General features: G+C 73.0%; 22 protein-coding genes. 17 read left to right on the top strand and 5 right to left on the bottom strand.

The window, feature by feature from the left end:
• Window positions 1-76: 76 nt before the first annotated feature.
• Entirely contained in the window at window positions 77-1,192 is a 1,116-nt protein-coding gene (serC, locus tag K3N28_RS16880; protein ID WP_228093806.1) for a phosphoserine transaminase, read from the bottom strand.
• Between the two features lie 398 nt (window positions 1,193-1,590).
• Here serC and K3N28_RS16875 point away from each other — a divergent pair, with 398 nt between their 5' ends.
• The gene (locus tag K3N28_RS16875; RefSeq protein WP_228093804.1) at window positions 1,591-2,169 is read left to right on the top strand and encodes a dihydrofolate reductase family protein; all 579 of its coding nucleotides are present in this window, start codon (window positions 1,591-1,593) and stop codon (window positions 2,167-2,169) included.
• Window positions 2,170-2,454: 285 nt separating this feature from the next.
• Here the strand turns inward: K3N28_RS16875 and K3N28_RS16870 are convergent, their stop codons facing one another.
• Together K3N28_RS16870 and K3N28_RS16865 are read right to left on the bottom strand one after the other, a co-directional pair.
• A complete protein-coding gene (locus K3N28_RS16870) occupies window positions 2,455-4,503 on the bottom strand; it encodes a PIG-L family deacetylase (protein WP_228093802.1) in 2,049 nt (682 codons plus the stop codon).
• Between the two features lie 137 nt (window positions 4,504-4,640).
• Complete coding sequence (locus K3N28_RS16865) at window positions 4,641-5,729, bottom strand: citrate synthase 2 (RefSeq protein WP_228093801.1); 1,089 nt, start codon at window positions 5,727-5,729, stop codon at window positions 4,641-4,643.
• Window positions 5,730-6,070: 341 nt separating this feature from the next.
• Between K3N28_RS16865 and K3N28_RS16860 the strand changes: the two genes are divergently transcribed.
• The 10 genes from K3N28_RS16860 (at window position 6,071) to ddaH (ending at window position 14,282) form a co-directional block, all read left to right on the top strand.
• Window positions 6,071-6,982: an aldose 1-epimerase family protein gene (locus tag K3N28_RS16860; protein WP_228093800.1), complete on the top strand. Its 912-nt coding sequence runs from the start codon at window positions 6,071-6,073 to the stop codon at window positions 6,980-6,982.
• 254 nt (window positions 6,983-7,236) lie between these two features.
• Window positions 7,237-8,415 carry a septum site-determining protein Ssd gene (ssd, locus tag K3N28_RS16855; protein ID WP_228093799.1) on the top strand — a complete coding sequence of 393 codons (1,179 nt, stop codon included), beginning with the start codon at window positions 7,237-7,239 and terminating at the stop codon, window positions 8,413-8,415.
• Window positions 8,412-9,584: a TadA family conjugal transfer-associated ATPase gene (locus tag K3N28_RS16850; protein WP_228093798.1), complete on the top strand. Its 1,173-nt coding sequence runs from the start codon at window positions 8,412-8,414 to the stop codon at window positions 9,582-9,584. The genes ssd and K3N28_RS16850 overlap by 4 nt, the downstream gene beginning before the upstream one ends.
• A 427-nt stretch (window positions 9,585-10,011) precedes the next feature.
• On the top strand, window positions 10,012-10,257 hold the full coding sequence (locus K3N28_RS16845) for a hypothetical protein (protein WP_228093793.1): 246 nt from the start codon (window positions 10,012-10,014) through the stop codon (window positions 10,255-10,257).
• Window positions 10,254-10,925, top strand: a complete 672-nt coding sequence (locus K3N28_RS16840) for a type II secretion system F family protein (protein ID WP_228093790.1) — start codon at window positions 10,254-10,256, stop codon at window positions 10,923-10,925. Before K3N28_RS16845 ends, K3N28_RS16840 begins: the two co-directional genes overlap by 4 nt.
• On the top strand, window positions 10,922-11,524 hold the full coding sequence (locus tag K3N28_RS16835) for a type II secretion system F family protein (RefSeq protein WP_228093789.1): 603 nt from the start codon (window positions 10,922-10,924) through the stop codon (window positions 11,522-11,524). The genes K3N28_RS16840 and K3N28_RS16835 overlap by 4 nt, the downstream gene beginning before the upstream one ends.
• Before the next feature lie 467 nt (window positions 11,525-11,991).
• Window positions 11,992-12,186, top strand: coding sequence for a DUF4244 domain-containing protein (locus K3N28_RS16830; RefSeq protein WP_374209810.1), 195 nt, complete (start codon window positions 11,992-11,994; stop codon window positions 12,184-12,186).
• A gap of 317 nt (window positions 12,187-12,503) precedes the next feature.
• Entirely contained in the window at window positions 12,504-12,809 is a 306-nt protein-coding gene (locus tag K3N28_RS23270) for a TadE family type IV pilus minor pilin (protein WP_255640284.1), read from the top strand.
• Complete coding sequence (locus K3N28_RS16820; protein WP_228093785.1) at window positions 12,809-13,201, top strand: Rv3654c family TadE-like protein; 393 nt, start codon at window positions 12,809-12,811, stop codon at window positions 13,199-13,201. The genes K3N28_RS23270 and K3N28_RS16820 overlap by 1 nt, the downstream gene beginning before the upstream one ends.
• 232 nt (window positions 13,202-13,433) lie before the next feature.
• On the top strand, window positions 13,434-14,282 hold the full coding sequence (gene ddaH, locus K3N28_RS16815) for a dimethylargininase (RefSeq protein ID WP_228093782.1): 849 nt from the start codon (window positions 13,434-13,436) through the stop codon (window positions 14,280-14,282).
• A 192-nt stretch (window positions 14,283-14,474) separates the two neighbouring features.
• Here ddaH and K3N28_RS16810 read toward each other — a convergent pair whose 3' ends face one another.
• Together K3N28_RS16810 and K3N28_RS16805 are read right to left on the bottom strand one after the other, a co-directional pair.
• A complete protein-coding gene (locus K3N28_RS16810; protein ID WP_228093775.1) occupies window positions 14,475-15,299 on the bottom strand; it encodes a hypothetical protein in 825 nt (274 codons plus the stop codon).
• A 235-nt stretch (window positions 15,300-15,534) separates the two neighbouring features.
• Window positions 15,535-16,203, bottom strand: coding sequence for a hypothetical protein (locus tag K3N28_RS16805; RefSeq protein WP_228093773.1), 669 nt, complete (start codon window positions 16,201-16,203; stop codon window positions 15,535-15,537).
• Between the two features lie 257 nt (window positions 16,204-16,460).
• Here K3N28_RS16805 and pdhA point away from each other — a divergent pair, with 257 nt between their 5' ends.
• The 6 genes from pdhA to K3N28_RS16775 all read left to right on the top strand — a co-directional run bounded on the left by pdhA (window position 16,461) and on the right by K3N28_RS16775 (window position 24,389).
• Entirely contained in the window at window positions 16,461-17,615 is a 1,155-nt protein-coding gene (gene pdhA / locus K3N28_RS16800; RefSeq protein ID WP_228093772.1) for a pyruvate dehydrogenase (acetyl-transferring) E1 component subunit alpha, read from the top strand.
• The gene (locus tag K3N28_RS16795) at window positions 17,612-18,586 is read left to right on the top strand and encodes an alpha-ketoacid dehydrogenase subunit beta (protein WP_228093771.1); all 975 of its coding nucleotides are present in this window, start codon (window positions 17,612-17,614) and stop codon (window positions 18,584-18,586) included. Before pdhA ends, K3N28_RS16795 begins: the two co-directional genes overlap by 4 nt.
• 10 nt (window positions 18,587-18,596) lie before the next feature.
• Window positions 18,597-19,934 (top strand): dihydrolipoamide acetyltransferase family protein, encoded by a 1,338-nt coding sequence (locus tag K3N28_RS16790; protein ID WP_228093770.1) that lies wholly within the window; start codon window positions 18,597-18,599, stop codon window positions 19,932-19,934.
• A 476-nt stretch (window positions 19,935-20,410) separates the two neighbouring features.
• Window positions 20,411-22,003, top strand: a complete 1,593-nt coding sequence (locus K3N28_RS16785; protein WP_228093768.1) for a hypothetical protein — start codon at window positions 20,411-20,413, stop codon at window positions 22,001-22,003.
• A gap of 196 nt (window positions 22,004-22,199) precedes the next feature.
• Window positions 22,200-24,053 carry an NHL domain-containing thioredoxin family protein gene (locus K3N28_RS16780; RefSeq protein ID WP_228093767.1) on the top strand — a complete coding sequence of 618 codons (1,854 nt, stop codon included), beginning with the start codon at window positions 22,200-22,202 and terminating at the stop codon, window positions 24,051-24,053.
• A gap of 141 nt (window positions 24,054-24,194) precedes the next feature.
• Window positions 24,195-24,389, top strand: coding sequence for a hypothetical protein (locus K3N28_RS16775; protein WP_228093766.1), 195 nt, complete (start codon window positions 24,195-24,197; stop codon window positions 24,387-24,389).
• Window positions 24,390-24,654 lie beyond the last annotated feature (265 nt).

The raw sequence follows: 24,654 nt of genomic DNA, 5'->3' as shown, positions 1-24,654 counted from the left end.
GTACGGTTCCTCCAGCTGGGCGGTGCGGTATGCGGGTAGCGCATCGCCCGGCGGCCGAACCCCGGAAGGAGGCGGGCTACCGCAGGCGTTCGACCACGAAGTCGATCGCCTCGGTCAGCTTGGCCGCGTCCGAGGGGTCCACCGCCGGGTACGTGGCGATGCGCAGCTGGTTGCGGCCCAGCTTGCGGTACGGCTCGGTGTCGACGACCCCGTTGGCGCGCAGCGCCTTCGCGATCTCGGCGGCGTCCACGCCCTCGAAGTCGATCGTGGCGACCACGTTCGAGCGCAGGGCCGGGTCGGTCACGAACGGGACGGCGAAGTCGCGCGACTCGGCCCAGGAGTACAGGGCCCCGGCCGACTCGGCGCAGCGCTTGGCCGCGGCGTCCAGGCCGCCCGCGGCGTTGAGCGCGTCCACCTGCTCGGCCGCGAGCACCACGGTCGCCACCGCGGGGGTGTTGTACGTCTGTTCCTTGCGCGAGTTGTCGATCGCGGTCTTCAGATCCAGGAACGCCGGGATGTAGCGGCCGGAGGCGGCGATCCGCTCGGCCCGCTCGATCGCGGCGGGGCTCATGATCGCGATCCACAGCCCGCCGTCGGAGGCCAGGCCCTTCTGCGGCGCGAAGTAGTAGCAGTCGGTCTCGTTGAGGTCGACCGCGAGGCCCGCGGCGGCGGAGGTCGCGTCGTGGAGCATGAGCGCGCCCTCGTGGGCGACCCGCTTGACCTCGACGGCCACGCCGGTGGAGGTCTCGTTGTGCGGGGTGGCGTAGGCGTCCACGCCCTCCTCGCGGGACAGGTGCGCGGCCGTGCCCGGTTCGGCGGTGACGATGGTCGGCTCGCCCAGGTGCGGAGCGATCTTGATCGCCTTGGCGAACTTCGAGCCGAACTCGCCGAAGCTGGCGGCCTGCGCCCGGTCCTCGATGAGGCCGAACACGGCGACCTCCCAGAACGCGGTGGCGCCGCCGACGCCGAGGACGACCTCGTAGCCGTCGGGCAGGCCGAAGAACTCGGCCAGACCGGCCCGCAGGCGCCCGACCTGGGACTTGACCGCCTTCTGGCGGTGGGAGGTGCCCATGACGGACCCGCCCAGACCGGCCAGTGCGCTCATCGCCGCGGACGGCACCTTGGAGGGGCCGGCGCCGAAGCGCCCGTCGGCGGGCAGCAGCTCTGCGGGGATGGTGATCGGGTCGGTCACTGTCGGCTCCGTTCTCGTCGGTCCTGCGCGACACTGTAAACCCGCGCAGGTGGCCGGTCACCGCGCGGGTCCGGCCCGGCCGCCGACTGGGACGCCGCGCGGTCGTGCGAGGCGATGTCATACCGCTCGGGCACGATCGAATCGGGGGGCGCTCACAATGCCCGATTTGCGAAGACCCGCCGGGACACGCCCGCGATCCGGTGGTTGACGCCTTCGGCGAACCGGGCGCGGCAGGTGCGCGGCGCGGTCGCGGTGTCCGGCGCCGTGTTCCCGATCCTGGACTTCCCGGGCGCCGGCGGCCTACGAGGCGGGCGGGCGGCCGGAGTGCGGCGAGCTTTCGAACAGCGGTGGCGGGCAATGCGGCGCGGAGTGTCGGAGGCCCGTGATTGGCTGTCCGGATGGCGAAAACCGTATACAACACCGCGACCAGCATCGACGGGTTCATCGCGGACCCCGGCAACTCGCTGGAATGGCTGTTCGCCGTTCCCGGAGGACACCCTGAGGAGGTCGGTGAAGGCGAGGAGACGCCCCTGGACGAGATGGGCGAGTTCTTCGCCGGCGTGGGGGCCCTGTGCATGGGATCCACGACCTACGAGTGGATCCTCGAACACGAGCAGGCGCTCGAGCACCCCGAGAAGTGGGAGTACACGATGCCGACCTGGGTCTTCACGAGCCGGGACCTGCCGGCGGTGCCCGGGGCCGACATCCGCTTCGCGTCGGGCGACGTCGCATCGGTCCACGCCGAGATGGCCGCCGCCGCGGGCGAACGCAACCGGTGGATCATGGGCGGCGGTGAACTGGTCGGCAAGTTCGCCGACGCCGGGCTCCTGGACGAGATCGTGCTCTCACTGGCGCCGGTCTTCCTCGGCGCGGGGGCGCCGCTGCTCCCCCGCCGCCTCCTCGCCGACCGCCTCGAGCTGGTCGAGACCAAGGCGATCGGCCAGTTCGCCTGCCTCACCTACCGAGTGAAAAAATAACGCTTCGCCCCGTCTCGTCCGGCCTGCCGCGCAGGGCGGACCCGGACAAGGCGGGGCGGAGGTTCCGTTCAATTCGAAACGCGAAAAAGCTCGACCGCTTCGAGCGCCGCCTCGGGTGGCTGGTCCGCCGAGCCGGCCGGCGACGGAAACCAGCGTCGCAGCCGCGCCCACTGACCATCGGTGAGGTCTTTACGTGCTGTTACGCTCGACAATTGAAGCCTCCGGGTGAACCTTGTTGCAGCACAACAGATTCAACCGGAGGCTTCCTCGATTCTCAAACACGGTCTAGGCCGCGGGCTCCCAGCCCGCGGGCGGATCGCCGCCCGGTTCCGCAGTAGCCGTCCACAGTTCACCGTCGGCCGCGACGGCCCACAGCCGCAGGGTCCCGTCGGGGTCGAACGCGGCCGCCGGGCGCTTGACCACGGTGATGTCGCCGCGCGTCCACGGCCGCGACAGCAGCGCGAAGCCGCCGCTCTCGGCCGCGTGGTCCAATTCGGCCAGGTCGAGCACGAGCATCGCCGGGGCGCCGGTGCCGTCGTCGCAGACCACGGCGAGCGCGCCGCCCGCCTCGGTCCCGGCCGCGGGGCCGATCGCGAGCGTCGGCGCGAGCAGGCCGCCCTCGAGCGGCACGCGCGTGCCCGTCCACGTCTCACCGAGTCCGAAGTGGATCACCACGTCGCTGCCGCCCGCCGCGCGGGAGGCGATCACGATCCGCCCGTCCGGGGCCCGCACCGCCGTCACCGCTCCGGCGGGCAGATACGGCTGGTCCTCGGGTCCGGGCAGGTCGAGGCTGCGGTGGGCCCAGACGCTGCCGTCGCCTTCCCAGGCCGCCACGTTGTCAGGGGTGGCGGCCACGATCGTGAAGGCCCCGTCCGCGGCGAGCGCGGCGGGAGCCTCGTGGACGGGCGGGCCTTCGAGGCGGGTCCAGTCGGTCCACCGGCCGCCGTGGGGCCGGACCCGCACCGCGAGGCCGCCGTCGGGATCGCGGACGCACGCCAGCGAGAGGCGGCCGTCGTCGGCGGCGGCGGCCTGGCCGACCGTGCGGGCGCCCTCGCCGATCCCGGCGGGGTTGCCCAGCAGCTGCCACTGGCCGGAGACCAGGTCGTAGCAGTGGAGGTCGCGGACATGAGCGGCCGGGTCGTGGGCGTGCAGGGCGCTGAACGCGTACAACCGGGTCCCCGCGCGGGCGAGGGACGGCAGGACTTCGGGCCCGCCGAGGTCGTGCCAGCCGTCGTCGCCGAGCACGCGGACCTTGCTGCTGCGCACCGCGATCGGCCGGATCCGGTCGTCGACCTCGGCGGTCACGACGGCCTCGGTGTAGCGCGGGTGCGTGGCGCGGCCGTAGGTGGTCCCGGCGCCGGGACCGGAGATGAGGCGGTCGCCGCAGTCGCTCGAACGGCCGCAGTCGGCGCCGTCGGACCAGGAGTAGACGTCCATGGCCCGGCCCTTGGCGTGGAGGTCGGCCTCGCCGAGATTGGCGGGCCAGCGGCGGTTGTAGTAGCCGCGCCAGGCCTCGACGGTGCGGGCCCCGCCCCAGGCCTGGACGGCCTCCCACGCGAAGAGCGCGGCGGCGGTGTGGTCGATGTGGTCGGAGTAGCCGGTCTGCTCGGCGCCCAGCCGCGCGCCGACGACCGGGTCCGGGTCGGGGTCGAGGGTGTTGACCACGACGGGGCGGTAGCGGTCGAGGAGTTCGAGGAGCGTCGCCTGGACCGTGGCGCGGTCCACGGTCGACTCCGGCGAGAGCGGCGAGCCGGTCGGCGGCAGGACCAGCGAGACGTCGAGACGGCCTTCCCACAGGGCCAGGAGGCGCGTGAACTGGCCGGTGAGGCGTCCGAGGTTCGTCCACAGCGAGCAGAACACGAGGTGCACCTCGGGCTTGTCGCGCAGGACGCAGAGTTCGACCTCCTGGCCCGACTCCAGCGGCGCGAGGTGCCGGTCCCAGGGGGCGTCGGGGTCGCCGAGGGCGATCTGGGCGTAGGCGCGGCGCAGGCCGTTGTCGCGGGCGGCGGCGTACCCGGCGAAGTCGGTGGGCGCGGCCCTGTCCCAGGTGTTGCGCCCGTCGGCCTCCCCGGCGGTGAGGACGACCGTGCAGACGCCGGCGCCCTCGCCGAGGACGCGGGCGACGCGCGGGTTGATGAAGTAGAGGCAGTCGTCGGGGTGGGCGACGATCTGCATGTGGACCGGGCCGGTGCGGGCGGGCTCGGGGAAGGCGCTGTCACCGGAGGCTTCGCGCAGCGACCAGGCGCATTCGGCGGCCCCGGCGGTGACGGCCAGCCCGGCCATGCCGCCGACCAGGAGGTCGCGGCGGCGCAGGGCAGGCCGGGGGGAAGGCATGGAGGTGTCCCGTTCGGGTGGTGTGGGTGCCGTTCGATCCTATCCCGTACGCGCCTATGCGAGGCCGACACGCGAAGCGGCCCGCATCACCCCGTAGGGCGGCGCGGGCCGCTGCGACGGCTCGGTGGCGGGCGGCGCTAGCGCCAGCCCTCGACCTCTTCGGGCTTGCGAGGGCCCGGGCCCACGTACGTGGCGGAGGGGCGCACGATCCGGCCGAGCTTCTTCTGCTCGAGGATGTGGGCGCTCCAGCCGGCCACGCGGGCGCAGGTGAAGATCGGGGTGAACAGGTCGGCGGGGACCTCGGCGAAGTCGAGGAGCACCGCGGACCAGAACTCGACGTTGGTGGCGAGCACGCGGTCGGGCTTGCGGGCCTTGAGCTCGGCCAGGGCGGCCGTCTCCAGGGCCTCGGCGACCTCGTAGCGGGGGGCGCCCAGCTCCTTGGCGGCCGCGCGGAGCACGCGCGAGCGCGGGTCCTCGGCCCGGTAGACGCGGTGGCCGAAGCCCATGAGGCGCTCACCGGAGTCGAGGAGGTTCTTGACGTAGCCCTCGGCGTCGCCGGACTTCTCGACGCCCTCGATCATGTGGAGCACGCGCGAGGGGGCGCCGCCGTGGAGCGGGCCGGAGAGCGCGCCGATGCCGGAGGAGATCGCGGCGGCGGCGTCGGCGCCGGTGGAGGCGACCACGCGGGAGGTGAAGGTGGAGGCGTTCATGCCGTGCTCGGCGGCCGACATGAGGTACGTGTCGACGGCCTTGACGTGGGCGGGGTCGGGCTCGCCCCGCCAGCGGCGCATGAAGCGCTCGGTGATGGTGGTGGCCTTGTCGATCTCCGCCTGCGGCACGGCGGGCCGGCCGGAACCGCGGGCGGACTGGGCGATGAACGACAGCGTGGTGACCGAGACGCGGGCGAGATCGTCCCGGGCGGTCTCGTCGTCGATGTCGAGCAGCGGCCGTAGGCCCCAGTAGGGGGCGAGCATGGCGACCGCGGCCTGGGCGTCGACGCGGGTGTCGCCGGAGGAGACGGGCACGGGCACGGGCTCGGCGGCCGGCAGGCCGTTCCCGAACTTCCCGTCGACGAGGAGGCCCCATACGTCGCCGTAGGTGCTCTGGCCGACCAGGTCCTGGATATCGACCCCGCGGTAGCGGAGCGATCCACCCTCTTTGTCAGGCTCGGCGATCTCGGTTTCGAAGGCGATGACGCCTTCGAGGCCGGGCTTGAACTCAGACATCGTTGTACTCCTGAGTGTGTTGTCCCTGTGGTTGCCGACCGGGGGCTTCCGGGAGGCGACGGTTCGTAGCTATCTGGAAATGGTGCCTCACGCCGGTCCCCGGCGGAAGTGGCCACGGGGCGAGGGTGATCCTGAATAGCGGTACGGATGCGGCGCAAAATATGAGACAAGCAACGTGAGCATAGGTATTTGCCCCGCTTTGACGCTTTCTATGGGAGGGTTTCGATAACGGATCTTGTGGGTTTCGACGGTTTCCTGCGATCTCGCCCACATCCATACGCGTGCCGCAGGTCATGAGACATGAGCTAACGTCAAAGCACATCCCGCCCATCGATAACGACATGGAGGTAACCCCTATGGCGCTGTCCGGCGAGCAATGGGTGATCGCCTACAACGACCACGAGGCCACCATCGTCGCTGTCGGCGGTGGCGTGCGCTCCTACTCCTACCGCGGCCGTCCGGTCGTGATGTCCTACGGGGACGAGGAGCTCGCGCCCGGCTGGTCCGGCCACGTGCTGGCACCCTGGCCGAACCGCACCCGCGACGGCAAGTACGCGTACGACGGCGTCGAGTACCAGCTCCCGGTCAACGAGATCGAGACCAACACCGCGCTCCACGGCTTCGTCGCCTGGGCCGAGTGGACCGCCGTCGACCAGACCGACACCTCCGTCACCCTCGAATGCCGCCTGCCCGCGCGCCTGGGCTACCCCTGGACGCTGCAACTGCGCACCCGCTGGTCGATCGGGCCGGGAGGCCTGCGAGCGGCCCACACCGTGTCCAACCTCGGCAGGAAGACCGCCCCGTTCGGGATGGGCTCCCACTCCTACCTCCTCCCCGGTTCCCTCGAGCGGATCGACGAGGCCACCCTCCACGTCCCGGCCGCCAAGAAGCTCAAGCTCGACAAGCAGAGCATCCCGGTCGGCTCCGGCCCGGCCGACTTCGACGAGCCCACCGTGCTCAAGGACCAGATCATCGACGACTGCTACGGCGGCCTCAAGCGCGGCTCCGACGGGACGGCCGAAGTGCGGCTGGCCGACCCGGTCTCGGGCCAGGCCGTGACCGTGTGGATGGACGAGTCCTTCGGCTGGGTCCACATCTACACCGCGGACGGCCTCGAAGGCGACCGCAAGCGCGGTTCGGTCGCGATCGAGCCGACCACCTGCCCGCCGAACGCCCTCGCCACCGGCGAGGACCTGATCGAACTGGCGCCCAGCGAAGCCTGGTTCGGCGTCTGGGGCATCCGCCCCGAATAGCGCGAAGCGACCTGGCAGAGGGATCGTCCCGAGGGGACGGTCCCTCGTCGTGTACGAGCGGCACTCGCAGACGGCGCGCCGAGTCGTCCACAATGCCGACGCGAGCGCGAGACGCCTCGCCTCGTGACGCTGTCCGAAATCACCGGATCATCCGGAAGTTATCCACAGGCGGAAAATCAGCCCTTGCCGACCTCCTCGGCCACCGGTCATGGTTACAGAAAGACACGTGAACCTGACTGAACGTAGGAGCAGCAATGGCCGCGACCCTCGACCGCACCACGATCACCGCCGCCGCCGCGGCCGAATCCCTCCTCGTCACCGCCGACGACCGCCTCGCCGAGATGATCACCCCGCTCGCCGCCGCGGCCGACCATCCGCTGCGCCGCGTCCGCCACCCCCTCGACGCCGCCGGCCGCTGGCAGACCGCGCCCCTCGTCCTCGTCGGACCCGACCTCGCACCCGAGTGCATCGCCTGCGACTTCCCCACCCGAGCACACCTGCTCCTGTGCACCACCATGTCGTGGCTCGGCACCGACGCCGACGACACGTCGCTGCTGTGGCCCATGGCCATTCAAATGCAGGCCACCGGCGTGATCGCCCTGCCCGACGCGGACGACTTCCTCGCCGACCTGTTCACCCGCACCGCCCGCGACACCGAGCCCGCACCGGTCCTCGCCACCGTCGCCGGGCACGGCGGCGCGGGCGCCTCCACACTGGCCCTCGCCGCGGCCACGGACGCCGCCCGCGACGGCCGCGCAACCGTCCTCATCGACCTCGACCACACCGGCGGCGGCATCGACACCGCCGCCGGCCTCGCCGCGCAGGCGGGCTGGCGCTGGCCCTCGCTCGCGAACGCCACCGGCACGCTCGAGCCCGAACGGCTGCTCGCCGGGCTCCCGCAGCGAAGCGGGCTGCACGTGCTCGGCCCGGACCCGCGCAATCCGGCCGAAGTGGACGCGGACGCGTTCGAGCGGATCCTGCGCGCCGCCCGCCTCGCGGCCGATCTCGTCGTCGTCGACCTGCCGCGCACCAGCACCAAAGCGGCCGTCCGGGCCGCCGCGGCCGCCCGCTCGATCGCGGTCGCACTCGGCCCCGGCACGCGCTCCTGGGAAGCCGCACGCAGCGTCACCGCCGCCTACGGCCTCCACAACGCCCACCTGGGCGTGGTCCTGCGCGGCGAGGCCGACCCGCGTCCGGCGGGCGTCGGCTGGGACGGCCCGCGCGAAGCCGACTGGTTCGAGCCACCCGTGTGGGGCACGGTGCCCAGCGACCGCCGACTGCCGGTCCTCCTGCGCCAAGGCCGAGTCCCCCGGGGCCGGGTCGGGCGCGGCATCCGCGAACTGACCACCGAACTCAGCCGTCCCCGGTCTCGGGGCGACCTCGCCTTGACCGGCACCGGCGACGGCCGCGAGCAGACCGGCGCCGCGCGATGAACCTCGATCTGCTCCACAGGGTCCGTCGCCAACTCGCCGCCCAGACCAAGCCGGGCGCGGCGCGCGGCAGGGCGCGCGGCTCCGCCAAAGCGGACATCGTCCGGGCTCTGCGCGCGGCCGGAGCCGCCCCGCCCGACCAGTCCTCGCTCCTGCAGCTCTCGGCGGCCTTGAGCGACGACCTCATCGGGGCCGGCCCGCTCCAGCCGCTGCTGGACGACCCCCGGGTCACCGACGTGGTCGTCAACGGCGCCGGAGGCGTCTGGGTCGACCGCGGAGCAGGCCTGCGCCCGAGCGAGGTCCGCATCGGACACGCCGAGGCGATCCGGTCCCTCGCGTGCAGGCTCGCCGCCGCGGCCGGACGGCGCCTCGACGCGGGCAGCCCGTACGCCGACGTGCGCCTGCCCGACGGCACCAGGTTCCACGCCGTACTGTCGCCGATCGCCGCCTCGGGACCGTACCTGTCCTTCCGGACCCACCGGTCCCGGGCGTTCACGCTCACGCAGCTGGTCGAAGCCGACACGCTCACCGCGGACATGGCGGACCTGCTGCTGCGCATCGTCAAAGCACGTCTGGCCTTCGTCGTGACAGGCGGAACCGGCACCGGCAAGACCACGCTGCTGGCGAGTCTGCTCTCGCACGCGCCCAAGGAAGAACGCATCGTCATCGTCGAGGACGCGGCCGAACTCGCACCGGACCATCCGCACACGCTCACCCTCGAATCACGCCCGGCGAACATCGAAGGCGCGGGCGCGGTCGACCTGGCCGCACTGGTGCGGCAGTCCCTGCGGATGCGACCCGACCGGATCGTCGTGGGGGAATGCCGCGGCGCGGAGGTGATCGAACTGCTCGGCGCCCTGAACACCGGCCACGAGGGCGGCGCGGGCACCCTGCACTGCAACGCCGCAGCCGACGCCCCGGCGAGGCTCGAGGCCCTCGCGCTGCCGCACGGCCTGCCGAGGGACGGGCTCCACGCCCAACTGGTCGCGGCGCTGCGGGTCATCATCCACTTGCGACGAACCGGCGCCGGCCGGCAGGTCGCCGAGATCGCCCTCATCGAGACGGGCCGGACCCGCGCCGAAGGACTCACCGTCTCGACCGCCTGGACCCGCCACGGCCCGGGCCCGAGCGCGGGAATCCTGGAACGCCTCCTCAGGGAGCGCACCGCATGAACCGCAACCGGCCCGGCCCGGCGCCGAGCACGAATTCCTCCTCCGACCCGCACTCCGGCCGCGACGCGAGCAGCAAGGCCCGAGCCCACGACACCGAGTCCGCAGGGGCGACCGTGTCCCAGAGACCCACTGTGGACGGCATTCGCGCTGATCGGCTCCATCCGCAGCCGCCGGCGGCATGGACGGACCCGCTGCGGCCTCCACTGACACGATCGCCCGCCTCGCCGCGACCGCCGCGGCCCGCTTGCCGCGGCGGCCGAACCGAGCAGTCCCGTCGAGGCCGTCACCGCCGTACGGCAACCGCCGCCTGGCATGGCGGCGAGCCGCAATCGACCCGAATACCGCCGGCCGGGCCACACCTGTCAGGAGCCCGACGGCCGCCCGCCATTCCGCCCATCGCCTGATCGCCATCGAGGGAGCACCGCGCATGACCACCGCCGCCACGACCTTCGCCCCGCCGCCCGAGCGCCGCCGCTGTGGCCGGACCTTCCGCACTGTCCGCCGTCCCCGCCTCGCTCGCTCGGCGTCCGACCGACCGCCGAGTCGCACCGCCGCCAATGCGCACGACCGCCCGCCGTCGGTCCGGATGCGGATCGACTTCGCCGTCGAGCCGTCCTTCCCGCCGCAGCTGCATCGCCATCCCGACCGGCCACCGAAAGGCGGCACCGCATGAACGCCATAGTCCTCGCCTGCATCGCGCACCGGCCCAAAGCTGCTGGAGCCCTCGCCGCGCTCGTCACCGCGTCGTTCGCGGCCTGGCTCGCCGGGCATCACCGAGGGCTCGGGCCTCTCAGCGCGATCACCGCCGCGGCCCTCGCCGCCGTCTACACGGCCGCCGCGGTCGCCGCCTGGCATCTCGCGCTGCGCCGCAAACGCGGGCGCGAAGCCCGGCGGGCCGCCGCCGACACGGTCGCCTACCTCGCGGCGGATCTCGCCGCCGGCACCGACCCGGCCCGCGCCGTCGCCGCGGCCGACCCGGACTGGCCGGCCGAAGCCACCGCCACCGCCCGACGGCTCCGCGCCGCGTTGAAGATCGCCGCCGAACTCGGCGCACCCGCCGCGGACCTCTGCCGCAAGCTCGCCGACCACCTTCGCGAGGACGACCAGTGCGCCTCCCGCGCGCAAGCGCAGACTGCGTCGATCCGGGCCACGGCGGCACTGCTCATCGCCCTGCCCGCCGCCGGAGTCGCACTCGGCGAAGCGCTCGGTGTGGACGCCGTCGCGTTCCTGCTCGCAAGCCCGACCGGGATCGCCGCGGCCGCGGCCGCGATGGGCCTCCAAGCCGCGGGGCTCGCCTGGACCGGCGCGCTGATTCAGTCCGTCGCAGCGGGGAGCTCATGATGCTGCGCAAACTCATCGGCCCGCTCGCGGGTGTCGCGACCACCGTCGCCATCGGCGGTGTGATCGGCATCGTGGCCGGCTTCGGCGCCTGGTGGCTGGTGGCGCGACTCCTGCGGTCCGATCCGGACCGCGTCGAACGGGCTGCCGCCGAGCGCCTGGGTCCGGCCTGGCCCTGGACGCTCGACCTGCTCGCCGCCTGCATGCGAGCCGGAGCGCCGTTCACCCAAGCGGCGTTCGCCGTGGCCGCGGCAGACGACCCGGAGATCGGCGAACGCCTGAACCGCTTCGCCGGAGCGATCCACCTGGGTGCGAATGCCTCGGAGGCGCTGCCGGAACTGGGGCGGCTTCCCGGAGCCGAGCGGCTGGCCCGCCAGCTCGATCGCTCCGGCGATTCCGGGGCCGCCATCGCCGGAGGGCTCGAACAACTCGCGGCCTCACTCCGCACCGAACTCCGCACTCGAACCGAAGAACGCGCCGGACGCGCGGCGGTGGCCCTGGTCGGGCCGCTGTGCCTGTGCTTCCTGCCCGCGTTCGTGATCGCCGGCATCGGCCCGGTCGTGCTCGGCATCGTCGCCGACACCCTGGCCTCCGGCATGTGACCGCACTGCCCGACAACCGAAGAGAGGACACCGCGATGAGCGCGAACACCCACACCGCCACGGCACCGCCGACCCGGCGAGGCCGAACCGGCGACTCCCGCCCGGCGCCTTTCCGGCCCGGCCCGCATCAGGCCGCCTGCCGGCCCGAAAGCCGATGGAAGCCCACTGGCGAACCCGGCGGCGCATGCCCGCGACCCGCATGCGAAGACAAACGGTGCCGCACACCCGCACCCGAAGACGAGCGCAGCACGTCGACGAACCGAACCAGCCCGGTCCCCGAGCGGGAAGCCGAAGGCACCGACGCCGTTCGGGAAGCGCGAACGGCCGAACCCTGGTCGCCCGGGTCGAACCGGAGCCGAACCCCGATCACCGCGGGCCCGCCGACGGTCGTCGACGACGATCCGATGCCGACGAACCATCGCCCGAATCCGAGCTCCCGGGCCGAGGACGAGTGGAGCCCGGGCCGCATGCAGGGCGTCACCAAGCCCGGCTGGGGCGATCGGTTCGCCGCGAAGCTGCGCGGCGAGAGCGGCATGAGCACTGCGGAATATGCGGTCGGCACGCTCGCCGCCGTCGCCTTCGCGGGCGTGCTGCTGAAGGTGCTCACCTCGGGTCCGGTCCAGAGCGCGCTGTCCTCCCTGATCGAACGGGCGCTGTCGTGACGGCGTCGAACTGCGCGCCGCCCCGACCGACCCTGCCGGACCCGCCGCCTTCCGGCGTGGGACCGCGGGCTCGCGATCGGGGAACCGAACCGAACGCAGCGGTGCCACCAGGTCGCCGCCCGAAACATCGGGGCCGAAAACCCGGAGCACCGAGGCCGGCGAGACCGGGCGCCCGAACCGACCGTCGCGGCGGAACGACCCGAGTCTCCGCATCCGGGGAATCCGAGGAGTGCGCCGAGACGGGGCCACCTGCTCGAAGCGCCCGAAGCACGGCCGGCGCGAGGAGGGGACGCGAGAGCGGGTTCGTCACCGCGGAGATGGCGGCGGCACTGCCCGCCGTAGTGGCGGTGCTGGCGCTCGGTCTGTGGGCGGTGTCGGCGGTGGGGATGAAGGTCCGCGCGATCGACGCGGCCAACAGCGCCGCGATCGCGGCGGCCAGAGGCGAGGACCCGCAGGCGGTCGCCGCCGTCTACCTGCCCGACGGGGCGTCGGTCGCGGTGTCGGGCGACGGCACGGTGGTGCGGGCGGTGGTCACCGCTCCGGTGCGGCCGCTGGGCCCGTTGACGCCGCCGATGGCCGTCTCCGCGGAGGCCGCCGCCCCGATGGAACCGGGGCTGACCTGATGCGACCGCAGCAGGGCGATCGCGTCACCGGCTGCGCGAAGGACGGGAAGGAACGGGGATCGGCGACGGTCCTGGCGGCCGGTGTGGCGGCGGCGTTGGTGGTGTCGGCGGTGGCCTTCACCGCCGTCGGTCAAGCCGGCGCCGCCCGGCACCGGGCTCAAGGGGCGGCCGACGCCGCCGCGCTGGCGGGTGCCGCGAAGGTCCTGTTCGGCGAGGAGGCGGCTTGCGGGGCGGCGCAGGCGATGGCCGAGCGCTCGTCGACCGAGTTCCAAGGATGCGAGGTCAGCGGTCTGGAGGTGACGGTCCACGTGAACGAGACGCCCGCAGGGGTCCCGGCCGTCTTCGGCCCGGCCCGAGCGGCCTCCAGGGCAGGCCCGGTAGCGGTCGAATGAGCGCCTCCCGGGCGGGTCCGATCCGCCCGGGAGCCACCGCCGAGCCGCCGGGCCGCTTCGGTTCGCTGTGCTCAGCCGGGGGCGAAACGCCCCCGGCTGAGCACGCCGATCCGCCCTTCGGTCCGTGGCCGGCGCCCGTTCGTCTCCGCTGGTGAGGCGGGTTGGTCACACTCGCGGGTGTCGGGGGCCCGCGGATGCGGCTGAGGGGACTCCGAGTGTCTAAACTCGCGCCATGGAGAAACACCGTTCTTCACCTGCCGCGGCGCCCGCGACCCGGTCGCCCGGCCGCCGCACGTACCTCATGTGCCGCCCCGCCTACTACGCGGTCGAGTACGCCATCAACCCTTGGATGGACACGACCGCGCCCGTCGACGCCGCACTCGCCTGCGCCCAGTGGGACGAGCTGGTCGACGTCTACACCGCCCTCGGCCACGACGTCATCCGTATCGAGCCCGAACCCGGCCTCCCCGACATGGTCTACGCCGCCAACGGCGCCTTCGTCGTCGACGGCATCGCCTACGGCGCGAGCTTCCGCCACCCCGAACGCCGCCCGGAGGCCGACGCCCACGAGAAGTGGTACCGCACCTCCGGTTGGACCTTCGCCAAGCCCGAGCACATCAACGAAGGCGAAGGCGACTTCACCTACCTGCCCGGCCGCGGCCTCATCCTCGCCGGCTGGGGCTTCCGCACCGACGCCCGCGCCCACGCCGAGGCCGCCGACGTGTTCGGCCGCCCCGTCGTTTCACTGCGCCTGGTCGACCCCCGCTACTACCACCTCGACACCGCGCTCGCGCCCCTCGACGACGAGCGCATCGCCTACTACCCCGGCGCCTTCGCCCCCGGCACCCGCCTGCTGCTCGAGCGCCTCTTCCCCGACGCCGTGATCGCCGACGCCGAGGACGCGGCCGGTTTCGGCCTCAACTTCGTCTCCGACGGCCGCAACGTCGTCATCAACGCCGAAGCCACCGGCATGGCCCGCAAGCTCCGCGACGCGGGATACGAACCCGTCCCCGTCGACCTCTCGGAACTCAAGAAGGGCGGCGGCTCCGTCAAGTGCTGCACCGCCGAACTGCGCCGGTGACGGCCGACCCATAAGACCGCCGCACCTTCAAGGTGCGCAAGGCGAACGAGGGGCCGGTGCACCAGCTTCGCTGGCGCACCGGCCCCTCTCGTCGACCATCGGTGCATACGGAGCGCGCCCTGCCGCGGCGGCGCTGTGCCGCCTTCGCGGACCGCCTCCGGTCGAGCTGGAGGACCTCGGTCGGCGTCCGCCTCAGGCGGGGGCCAGCGTCGTTCCGAAACCCGTCGGCTGGAAACCGGTCGGCTGGACCGGGACGCGGCCCGGCCGGTTGGCGTTGATCGCCGAGTCCGCACCGGGCGCAGCGACCTTCTGGTCCGCCGAAGGGAACGGGCTCGGCGAAGGCGCCGAGCGGTCCGTGCCGTCGGCTGAGGACACCGTCGCCCGGAGCCTGGGGTCCGGGGCGGGCAGCGGGCTCGCCGGGTGGGCGGTGCCCACCGGGAGCGCCGCTTCCGCCAGCATCACGTCCGCCAACGCGGGCCGCACCAGCTTCACGGTGTGCTCGGTCGGAACGGGGTCCGCGATCACGGACGAAGCCGCCGAGCGGCCCGATTCGCCCGCCGCCCAGGAGTCCGCTCGCGGGCGGCGGAAGGCCCGCGCCAGGAGCGCGTCGATCCGCCAGACCCGCTTGGCGTGGCTGGCCGGGAGCCAGAAGTGCCAGCGGCGCGGCTCGGTCGCGTCCGGTCCCTCCAGGACGGTGAAGTTCAGTTCGACGCCCGGTCCGGCCGGGTCGGCCGACCAGCGGAGGTTCTCGATCGCGGCCACCGGGGCGTCCAGGCACAGGCGGACGCGGCCGAGCAGACGCGACTGCCTCGTGACGACCATGCGCTCCCCGGTGAGCATGAGGATGTGGTCGCCGCTGCCGAGTCCGTCGGAGCCCACGCAGCGGCTCAGCAGGGACACCTGGTCTCCCGAGCCGATGTTGCGGCGCAGCAGGGGAACGTGCCGGGACAGGGCCGTCGTGGTCAGGCCCGCCTCGGCCGAACAGGCGAGCATCGTGCGGGAGAAAAGGTCCACCATGTGCTTGTACCCCACAGAAATCCGTGTGCGCTGGTCACTCTGCGACGCGCTCTCGATAGGGGTAACGGCAATCCGCATATGCAGGTTACGGCTACGACGTGCTCTTCCCCACAACTCACCCCTTCGGGCGAGTACCTGTCGGCTTGTCCCGCAGGGGCGAACGGGGGCCCGGGCGAGCCCGGAGTGGGCGTTGAGCTGCGGTGCGATCGAGCCGCGCGGCGACGGCCCGGCCGGGTCAGTCGAGGAGGTCGAGATCCAGATCGATGTCGATCTCCGTCTCGATCTCCCCGAACAGCCGGCTGAGGTACGGGTCCTCGTGCCGGACGTGACCCCCGGCAGGGGCGCCGTCCGGGTCTTCGGTCGGTTCGTCGCCTCGGCCGCCGTCCGACTCGTCGGTCGATCCGTCGCCGTGACGGCCGTCCGGGCCGTGCTCCGCTTCGTCGTGGCCGCAGTCGCCGTCGTCCTCGTCCTCGTCCACGGGGACCAGGTGCGGCGGTTCGGTCGCCTCGGCCTCGTGGCGCTCCTCGCGGGACTCCTCCACGGGCGCTTCCGGGACCTCCTCGGGGGCCTCGGCGGTCTCTTCCACGCGACCGGTCCGGGGCTCGGCCGGGCTCGCCGCGGTGTCCGGTTCGCGCCCGGGCTCGGTGAGGCCGTCCAGGCCGTCGTCGCCGCCCGCGAGGCCCTCGTCCTCCGGTTCGTCCACGGGCGGCTCCTCGGCCTCGATGACCACCGTCCCGGGGTCGAACTCCAGCGGCTCGGCGCCGCTCTCGCCGTCGTAGAGGCCCTGGGCGAAGGTCCACCCGATCAGCGAGAAGGACCCCACGGTCCCCGCGCTCATCCCCACCAGCGCGAACCAGATGCCGACCGGCCAGCGTCCTCCCTGGTCGCTGCCTTTGCAACGCACCGCGCGCTCCTTCCCGCCACCCCCGTGCGGCGAAACGGCCGTTCAGGACCGATGATGTCGATGGTTCGACGGACTTCGGCGCCGTCGGCCGGCCGAGATTCGGCGCGGCGGCGACGCCTGCGGGCCGTCCCAGGCCTAGTCGGCTACTCAGTGTCAGACTTCAGCCCCGAATAGTAATCGGGTGCCGGGTGTGACGCGCACCGCCCAAGACTTTGGGATGCTTGGATACACCGGAACACGAATACTTGGAGGCATACATGGGCGACCAACAGCGTCCTGCCAAGAAGACGGCCAAGAACCGTCCGAAACCCGCCTCGACGAACGAACCAGCGTTCGTGCAACTGCTGACTCCGGAGGGTCAGCGCGTCAAGCATCCCGACTACGACCTCACCCTCACCGACGACGAGTACCGCGGCCTCTACCGCGACCTCGTCGTCACCCGCGAGCTCGACGCGCAGGGCACCGCCCTGCAGCGCCAGGGCCAGCTCGGCCTCTGGCCGAGCCTCCTCGGCCAGGAGGCCGCCCAGGTCGGCTCCGGCCGGGCCCTGCAACCCCAGGACACGGTCTTCCCCGCCTACCGGGAGCTCGGCGTCCAGTGGTGCCGGGGGATCGACCTGATCTCGTCGTTCGCGCTCTTCCGCGGGACCGACCTCGGCGGGCGCGACGTGGCCGCCGACCGCTTCAACATGTACGCGATCGTCATCGCCTCCCAGACCCTCCACGCCGCCGGTTACGCCATGGGCGTGGCCAAGGACGGCGCGGTCGGCACGGACGACGGCGAGGCCGTCGTGGTCTACCACGGCGACGGCGCGACCAGCGAGGGCGACTTCAACGAGGCCCTCATCTGGGCCGGGGTCTTCAACTCCCCGCTCGTGCTGTTCTGCCAGAACAACCAGTACGCGATCTCCGAGACCAACGCCCGCCAGTTCCGGCTGCCGCCGTACCGCCGCGCCGAGGGCTTCGGCGTCCCCGGCGTCCTCGTCGACGGCAACGACGTCCTGGCGACGTACGCGGTCACGCAGGCCGCGCTCGACCGCGCCCGCCACGGCGAGGGCCCGAGCCTGATCGAGGCCTACACCTACCGGATGCAGCCGCACACCACCTCCGACGACGCCACGCGCTACCGCGACGAGGCCGAGTTGGACTTCTGGCGCGCGAAGGACCCGATCGTCCGCTACCGCAAGTGGCTGGCGGCCGAGGGCCTGGCCGACGAGGCCTACTTCGCCGCGATCGACACCGAGGCGGGCGAGCTCGTCCGCGAGCTGCGCTCCCGGGTCATGGCCCTGACGGACCCGGAACTGACCGAGATGTTCGACAACGTGTACGCCGAGATGCCGCCCACCATCGCGGAACAGCGTGCCCAGGCGGTCGACTTCCAGGCTTCTCTCGAGGAAGGGAGCGACGTCCGATGACGACGATGACCATGATCAAGGCCCTGAACGAAGGCCTGCGCCGCGTCCTGGAGGACCAGCCGAAATCGCTGGTCATGGGCGAGGACGTGGGCATGCTCGGCGGCGTCTTCCGCGTCACCGACGGCCTCCAGAAGGACTTCGGCGCCGAACGCATCATCGACACCCCCCTCGCGGAGTCCGGCATCATCGGCACCGCGATCGGCCTGGCCCTGCGCGGCTACCGGCCGATCTGCGAGATCCAGTTCGACGGCTTCGTCTACCCCGCGTTCGACCAGCTGGTCTCCCAGCTCGCGAAGATCCCGAACCGCTCGGGCGGGCGCGTGCGCCTGCCCGTGGTCGTGCGCATCCCCTACGGCGGCGGCATCGGCGCGATCGAGCACCACTCGGAGTCCCCCGAGGCGTACTTCGCGCACACCGCCGGCCTCAAGGTCGTCACCTGCGCGAACCCGGCCGACGCCTACTGGATGATCCAGCAGGCCGCCGCCGGGGACGACCCGGTGATCTTCTTCGAGCCCAAGCGCCGCTACCACGCGAAAGGCGAGGTCGACACGGCCGCGCCCGAGCTGGAGCTGTACCGGGCCCGCACGATCCGCGAAGGCCGCGCCGCGACCCTGATCGCCTACGGGCCCACCGTGGACGTGGCCGCGAACGCCGCCGCGGCGGCCGCCGAGGAGGGCATGGACCTCGAAGTGATCGACCTGCGCTCGCTCTCGCCGATCGACTGGGCGCCGCTGTTCGCCTCGGTCCGCAAGACCGGCCGCGCCGTCGTCGTCCACGAAGCCCCCGGGAACGTGGGCATGGGGGCCGAGGTCGCCGCGCGGATCTCCGAGGAGTGCTTCTACTCCCTGGAGGCGCCGGTGCTGCGGGTGACCGGTTATGACGTGCCTTATCCGGCGAGCCGCCTCGAAGACGACTACCTTCCGAACCTGGACCGGGTGCTCGACGCCGTCGACCGGTCCCTTGAGTACTGAGGAGCGGGACATGGGTCAGAAGATCACGTTCAACCTTCCCGACCTCGGTGAGGGTCTCACCGAGGGCGAGGTCGCCGCATGGCTCGTGGAGCCGGGCGGCGAGGTCAAGCTCAACCAGCCGTTCGTGGAGGTCGAGACCGCGAAGGCCCTCGTCGAGGTGCCCAGCCCGTACGACGGGGTGCTCGCCGAGCACCACGCCGAGCCGGGCGAGACCGTCGACGTGGGCTCGCCGCTGGCGAGCTTCGAGGTCGAGGGCGCCGACGCGCCCGCGGCCCCGAAGGAGGAGAAGCGCACGCCGAACCTCGTCGGCTACGGCGCGCGGGAGGCCGGTTCGAAGCGCCGCAAGCGCCGCGGCGGCGCTGAAGCGCCCGCCGCGCCCGAGGCCGCACCCGCGGTCGCGCCGACGTCGCCCGCCCCGGCTCCGCCGCCCGCGCCCGCCGCGCCGGTCGCACCGGCGGCCCCCGCCGCGCCGACCGGACCGGTGCTCGCCAAGCCCCCGGTCCGCAAGCTCGCCAAGGACCTCGGTGTCGACCTCGCGTCGGTCACCCCCACGGGGCCGAACGGCACGGTCTCCCGCGCCGACGTCGAGGCGGTCGCCAGCGCCCCCGCCGCGGCCGCCGCACCGACCCGCGCGGTCGCCGCGGCGGAGGACCAGCGCATCCCGATCAAGGGCGTCCGCAAGCTGACGGCGCAGAACATGGTGGCCTCGGCGTTCACCGCGCCCCACGCCACGGTGTTCCTCACCTGCGACGTCACCGGCATGATGGAGACGGTCAAGGAGTTCAAGGGCCGCAAGGAGTTCGCCGACGTCAAGGTGACCCCGCTGCTCTTCGTGGCCAAGGCGGTCCTGCTGGCCGCCCGCCGCCACCCGATGATCAACGCCCAATGGGACGAGGCGGCACAGGAGATCGTCGTCAAGCACGACGTCAACCTCGGGATCGCCGCCGCCACCCCGCGGGGCCTGGTCGTGCCGAACGTCAAGGCCGCTCAGGACCTGAGCCTGGTCGAGCTGGCCGAGGCCCTCACGTCGCTGGCCCGCACGGCCCGCGACGGGAAGACCTCGCCGGCGGACATGGCCGGGGGCACGATCTCGATCACCAACGTCGGGGTCTTCGGCATGGACACGGGCACGCCGATCCTCCCGCCGGGGGAGTCGGCGATCCTCGTGTTCGGCGCGGTCCGGCCGCAGCCGTGGGTGCATGAGGGCGAGATCGCCGTCCGCCAGGTGACCACGCTCGGGCTGTCCTTCGACCACCGTCTCATCGACGGGGAACTCGGCTCGCAGTTCCTCGCCGACGTGGGCGCGTTCCTGCAGCACCCTGGGGAAACACTGCTCGCCTGGACGTGATCAAAGGCACCGACGAATCGTTGGCGGATCTCGTTCCCCGGTGTTGTAATTGAGGCACGGAAACGACGAGGAAACATATCTTCGAAGTCTCCGACCGTCTTGAGCGATCGAGACCGCGAACTTCATCTCCTCCCAACGGTGCGGCGGACAGCGCCGAGTCCACGCACCGCGGAGACCCTCTCCAGGGGGTTCTCACACCGGCCGGGCGCCGCGATTGCCATGAGGGGTGGGCAACCGCTGGCGCCCGGCCTCTCTTTATGCCCGGATTGCGCCGCACCGTTCCACAAGGCACCGGCCCCCTTCCGCTCACGCGCCTGTGACCAGCCCGTTGCTCCTCGTCGAGGCGCCGCGCGAGTGCGTCCTGAGCCGCAGCCTCCGCAACCCTGTCGAGCGATCGTTGGCGTCGCTGCGGTACCGTGTGACGCGTCTGGCGTGCCCCCAAGACGCCAGGCCGGAAGCAGCATTGAGGAGCAGCCGTGACCTCCGAGCAAGGCAACCCGCCTGAAAAGGGCGAGGCCCCCGACGACAAGCGCACCGCCGACGAGCAAGGCAATGTCGAGGAAGGCACCGAAGGAGGCGCTGTTCGAGAGGGCGCCGCCGAGCGGGCCTCCGAGACCGACGCCCCCGCCGAGGCGGGCTCGACCCCGAGCGCCGAGCCGGAGCCCGCGCGCCCCGACGCCGCCGCGGTGGACGAGGGCGTCACCGAGGCCATGCCGAGCTCGGCCCTCGCCGACGTCCCGCCCGCGCCCGCCGCCGATGCCGCTCCGGAACCCGAAGCGCCGCAAGCCGCTCCCGAAGCCCCGGCCGCTCCTGAGGCGCCTGCCGCCGCCGAGCCGCAGGCCGCGCCTGCGGCCGATGCGGGCGTCAGCGAGGCCACGCCGCCCGCCGCCGCCACCGACGCCGACGTCCCGGCCGCGCCCGCCGCCGATGCCGCTCCGGAACCCGAAGCGCCGCAAGCCGCTCCCGAATCCCCGGCCGCGCCTCCGGCGCCCACGGTCGGCGACGGCTCCACCCAGACCGCGCCGGGCTCGGCCGCCGCCTACATCGACGTCCCGACCGGTCCGGCCGCCGACGGCGCGCCCGAGCAGATCGCGCCCGCCGAGCCGGAAGCGCCCGAACCGCTGCAGTCGGGGCCGCAGTACGCCGAGGACGGCACGCAGATCCTGCGCCTCGGCCCGTCGCAGCCGACGTCGCCGCCGGCCGCGCCGGACGTGAACGAGGAGCGCACCCAGGTGCTGCCGCCGCAGGGCAACGCGGGCTTCAACGCCCCCGCCCCCTACGGCGACCAGTCGGGCGCCGGCCAGCAGGCCGCCTCCCCGTCGGCCTGGCCCTCCCCGCCGCCGAACCCGCTCACGTCCCCGGGCTCGGTCCAGTCGCCCGGGGCCGTCCCGCCGCCGAACGCCCAGTCGCCCGGAGCGGTCCCGCCGCCCATGGCGCCGCCCGCGAACCAGCAGTTCGGCGACCCGTACGCGCAGCCCCAGTCGGCCTACCAGGCGCCGCCGCCGGCCGCGCAGCAGCCGAACCAGTCCGACGACACGCAGAAGCTCATCATCGGCGCGCACAACCCGCACAGCGAACCGCCGTCGATGGTCCCCGGCTACGACTCGTCGCAGGCCGGGCAGTCGCAGCCGCCGATGGGCGGCCAGTACTCGCAGCCGGGCATGCCGCCCGGGTCGGTCTCGCCCGGCCAGTACCCGCCTCAGTCCGCTCCCGCCTCGTCGGGCGGCGGCCGCAAGCGCGCGCTCGTGCCGATCCTGGCCGCCGTCGCCGCGCTGGTCGTCATCGGGGCGAGTGTCGCCGTGTACTTCCTGCTGTTCGCCGCCCCGAAGTTCGAGGAGGGCGGCTGCGTCCGCCACACCAGCGGCGACCAGGCCGAGCCGATCGACTGCGCCGAGGCCGAGGACGGCGAGGACTACGAGATCGTCCAGAAGGTGGGCGACGGCCAGGAATGCGCCGACGCGGGCCGCGAGACCCTCACCGTCGGCGAGGACGTGTACTGCCTGAGCCTGCTCGGCGCGCCCGCCGAGGGCGACGGCGGCGAAGCCCCGTCCGAAGAGGCCACCGAGTAGCGGCAAACCATCTCACGGGCTGATAAATCACGATAAACCCGCCCTAAGGGACCCCTGGTTCAAAAATATCCCGGGGGTCCGACACGGCTCCGGGGCCGGCAGGCAGCGCCTGCCGGCCCCATCCCGTGATGTGAGTCGGGTTCATTTCCAGGCGTCGCGCCGGTCCCGGCGGCCGGCGTCGCGCTACGCTCGCCCGATGGCACCGACCTCCGACCGCTCCGACTCGCCGAGTGCTCCTCGATCCCAGGCCGAGGCCGACGCCCGCACGCAGTCCCGCGTGCGCGCCGCCCCCCTCGAAGGCCGCGGCTGGCTCAACACCGGCGGCAAGCGGCTCGACCTCGAGAGCCTCCGCGGCAAGGTCGTCGTCCTCGACTTCTGGACCTTCTGCTGCATCAACTGCCTCCACGTCCTCGACGAGCTGCGCCCCCTCGAAGCGCGCTACGGCGACGCGCTCGTCATCATCGGCGTCCACTCCCCGAAGTTCGAGCACGAGCGCGACCCCGAGGCCCTCGCGGCCGCCGTCGAGCGCTACGGCGTCGAGCACCCCGTCCTCGACGACCCCGACCTGAAGACCTGGGACGCCTACGCCGCCCGCGCCTGGCCCACCCTCGTCGTCATCGACCCCGAGGGCTACGTCGTGTCCACCATGGCCGGTGAAGGCCACCTCGAAGCCCTCGACGCGATCGTCGGCGGCCTCGTCGAGACCCACACCGCCAAGGGCACCCTCGACCCCGAGGGCAGCCCGTACGTGGCCGCGCCGCCCGCCGAGACCGCGCTCCGCTTCCCCGGCAAGGCGATCGAGCTGCCCGGCGGCGACGTCCTCGTCACCGACTCCGCCCGCCACCGCCTCGTGCGCCTCGCCCCCGACCTCGAAACGGTCGTCTCGGTCGTCGGCACCGGCGAACGCGGCCGCGCCGACGGCGCCGAGGCGCAGTTCAACGAGCCCCAGGGCCTCGCACTGCTCCCCGCCGAGGTCGCCGAGCGGGTCGGCTACGACGTCGTCGTCGCCGACACCGTGAACCACCTGCTCCGCGGCGTCCGCCTCGCCGACGGCCACGTCACCACCGTCGCCGGGACCGGCCGGCAGTGGCGCATGGACGACGGCGCCGCCGCCGCGCTCGAGGTCGACCTCTCCTCCCCGTGGGACCTCGCCTGGTTCGAGGACCGGCTCGTGATCGCCATGGCCGGGATCCACCAGCTCTGGTACTTCGACCCGGTCGCGGGCACCGCGGGCGTCTACGCCGGGACCACGGTCGAGAGCCTCAAGGACGGCCCCCTCGGCCAGGTGTGGATGGCCCAGCCCTCCGGCCTCGCCGCCGACGGCGACCGCCTCTGGCTGGTCGACTCCGAGACCTCCGCCCTCCGCTTCGTGGAGGCCGGCGTGATGCGCACGGCCGTCGGCCAGGGCCTGTTCGACTTCGGGCACGTCGACGGCCCCGCCGCCGACGCCCTCATGCAGCACCCGCTCGGCCTCGCCGTCCTCCCCGACGGGCGGATCGCCGTGGCCGACACCTACAACGGAGCCCTGCGCGCCTTCGACCCGGACACCGGCGACATGACCACCCTCGCCTCCGGCCTCGCCGAGCCGAGCGACGTGCTCGTCCTGGGGGAGCGCGTGATCGTCGTCGAATCCGCCGCCCACCGCCTGGCCGCCCCGGATCTGGGCGAGGCCGCGGTCGCCGGGCAGCACCACCGGGTCGCCCGCAAGCGCACCAGGGTCGCCCCCGGCGCGCTGCGGCTGGAAGTGCTCTTCGAGCCGGCCGCGGGCCAGAAGCTCGACTACAGTTTCGGCTCCCCGATCCAGGTCACCGTCTCCGCCGACCCGCCCCAGCTCCTCGCCGCAGGCGCGGGCAAGGGCGAGGAGCTCGGCCGCGACCTCGTGCTCGCGGACGGCATCGAGCGGGGCGTCCTCCAAGTGGTCGCCCAGGCGGCCACGTGCGACGCCGAGGCCGAGCACCCGGCGTGCCACCTCACCCGCCAGGACTGGGGCGTCCCCGTCGAGATCGCCGAGGACGGCGTGTCGACGCTCCGGCTCGTGCTGCGATCCTGAACGCGACCGGTGTGATCTCCTGCGCGGGCGCGTATTTCGCCCGCCGGGCGCGTGTCATGAATCCGTGCAGGACTCACTGCGCATTACGTTGTTCGGATCGCACGATGTCGTGAAGTACGGCCTATCAGGGAGGAAGCCGCTGTGACCGCCGAGGCGCAGGTCGAAGAACGCTCCGCGGAGTACGAGCACTGGCTGGTGCTCAACGCCGCCGATCAGATCGTCACCGTGGGCAAGCTGCTGGAGCAGCAGGTCCGCACCCTCGAGTACCTCACCCCCGACTACGTGGGCCTGGCCGAGTTCGAGCCGGACCTCTCCGGCATCCGCTCGAACGGCTAGCCCGGCCCGGCCGGACGGGCGCCCGTCGGCCCCGACGCGAGAGGCGCTTCCCTCCACCGGCGGGTGCGCACCCGCGGCGGGGCCGACACGTCGACACGCGCACGGGGCCGTCCCGGCGGGAGCGCTCCTTGGAGGCGAGCCGTCCATTGGGCACTCGGCGGGCACTGGGCAACTCCTGGTACCGCGGACGTCGGGACGGCTCCCTCCGCGCCGCTACGCTGAAAGCGAAGTCGCGGCACAGCGGCGCTGACCGGTCGTCCTTCGC

Origin of the sequence: Glycomyces sp. TRM65418 (assembly GCF_019710475.1) — a bacterium.
In the GTDB taxonomy this organism is placed as follows: Bacteria; Actinomycetota; Actinomycetes; order Mycobacteriales; family Micromonosporaceae; genus Glycomyces.
Note: the sequence above shows the minus strand (reverse complement) of the source record. Positions and strands in the feature narration are given on the sequence as shown.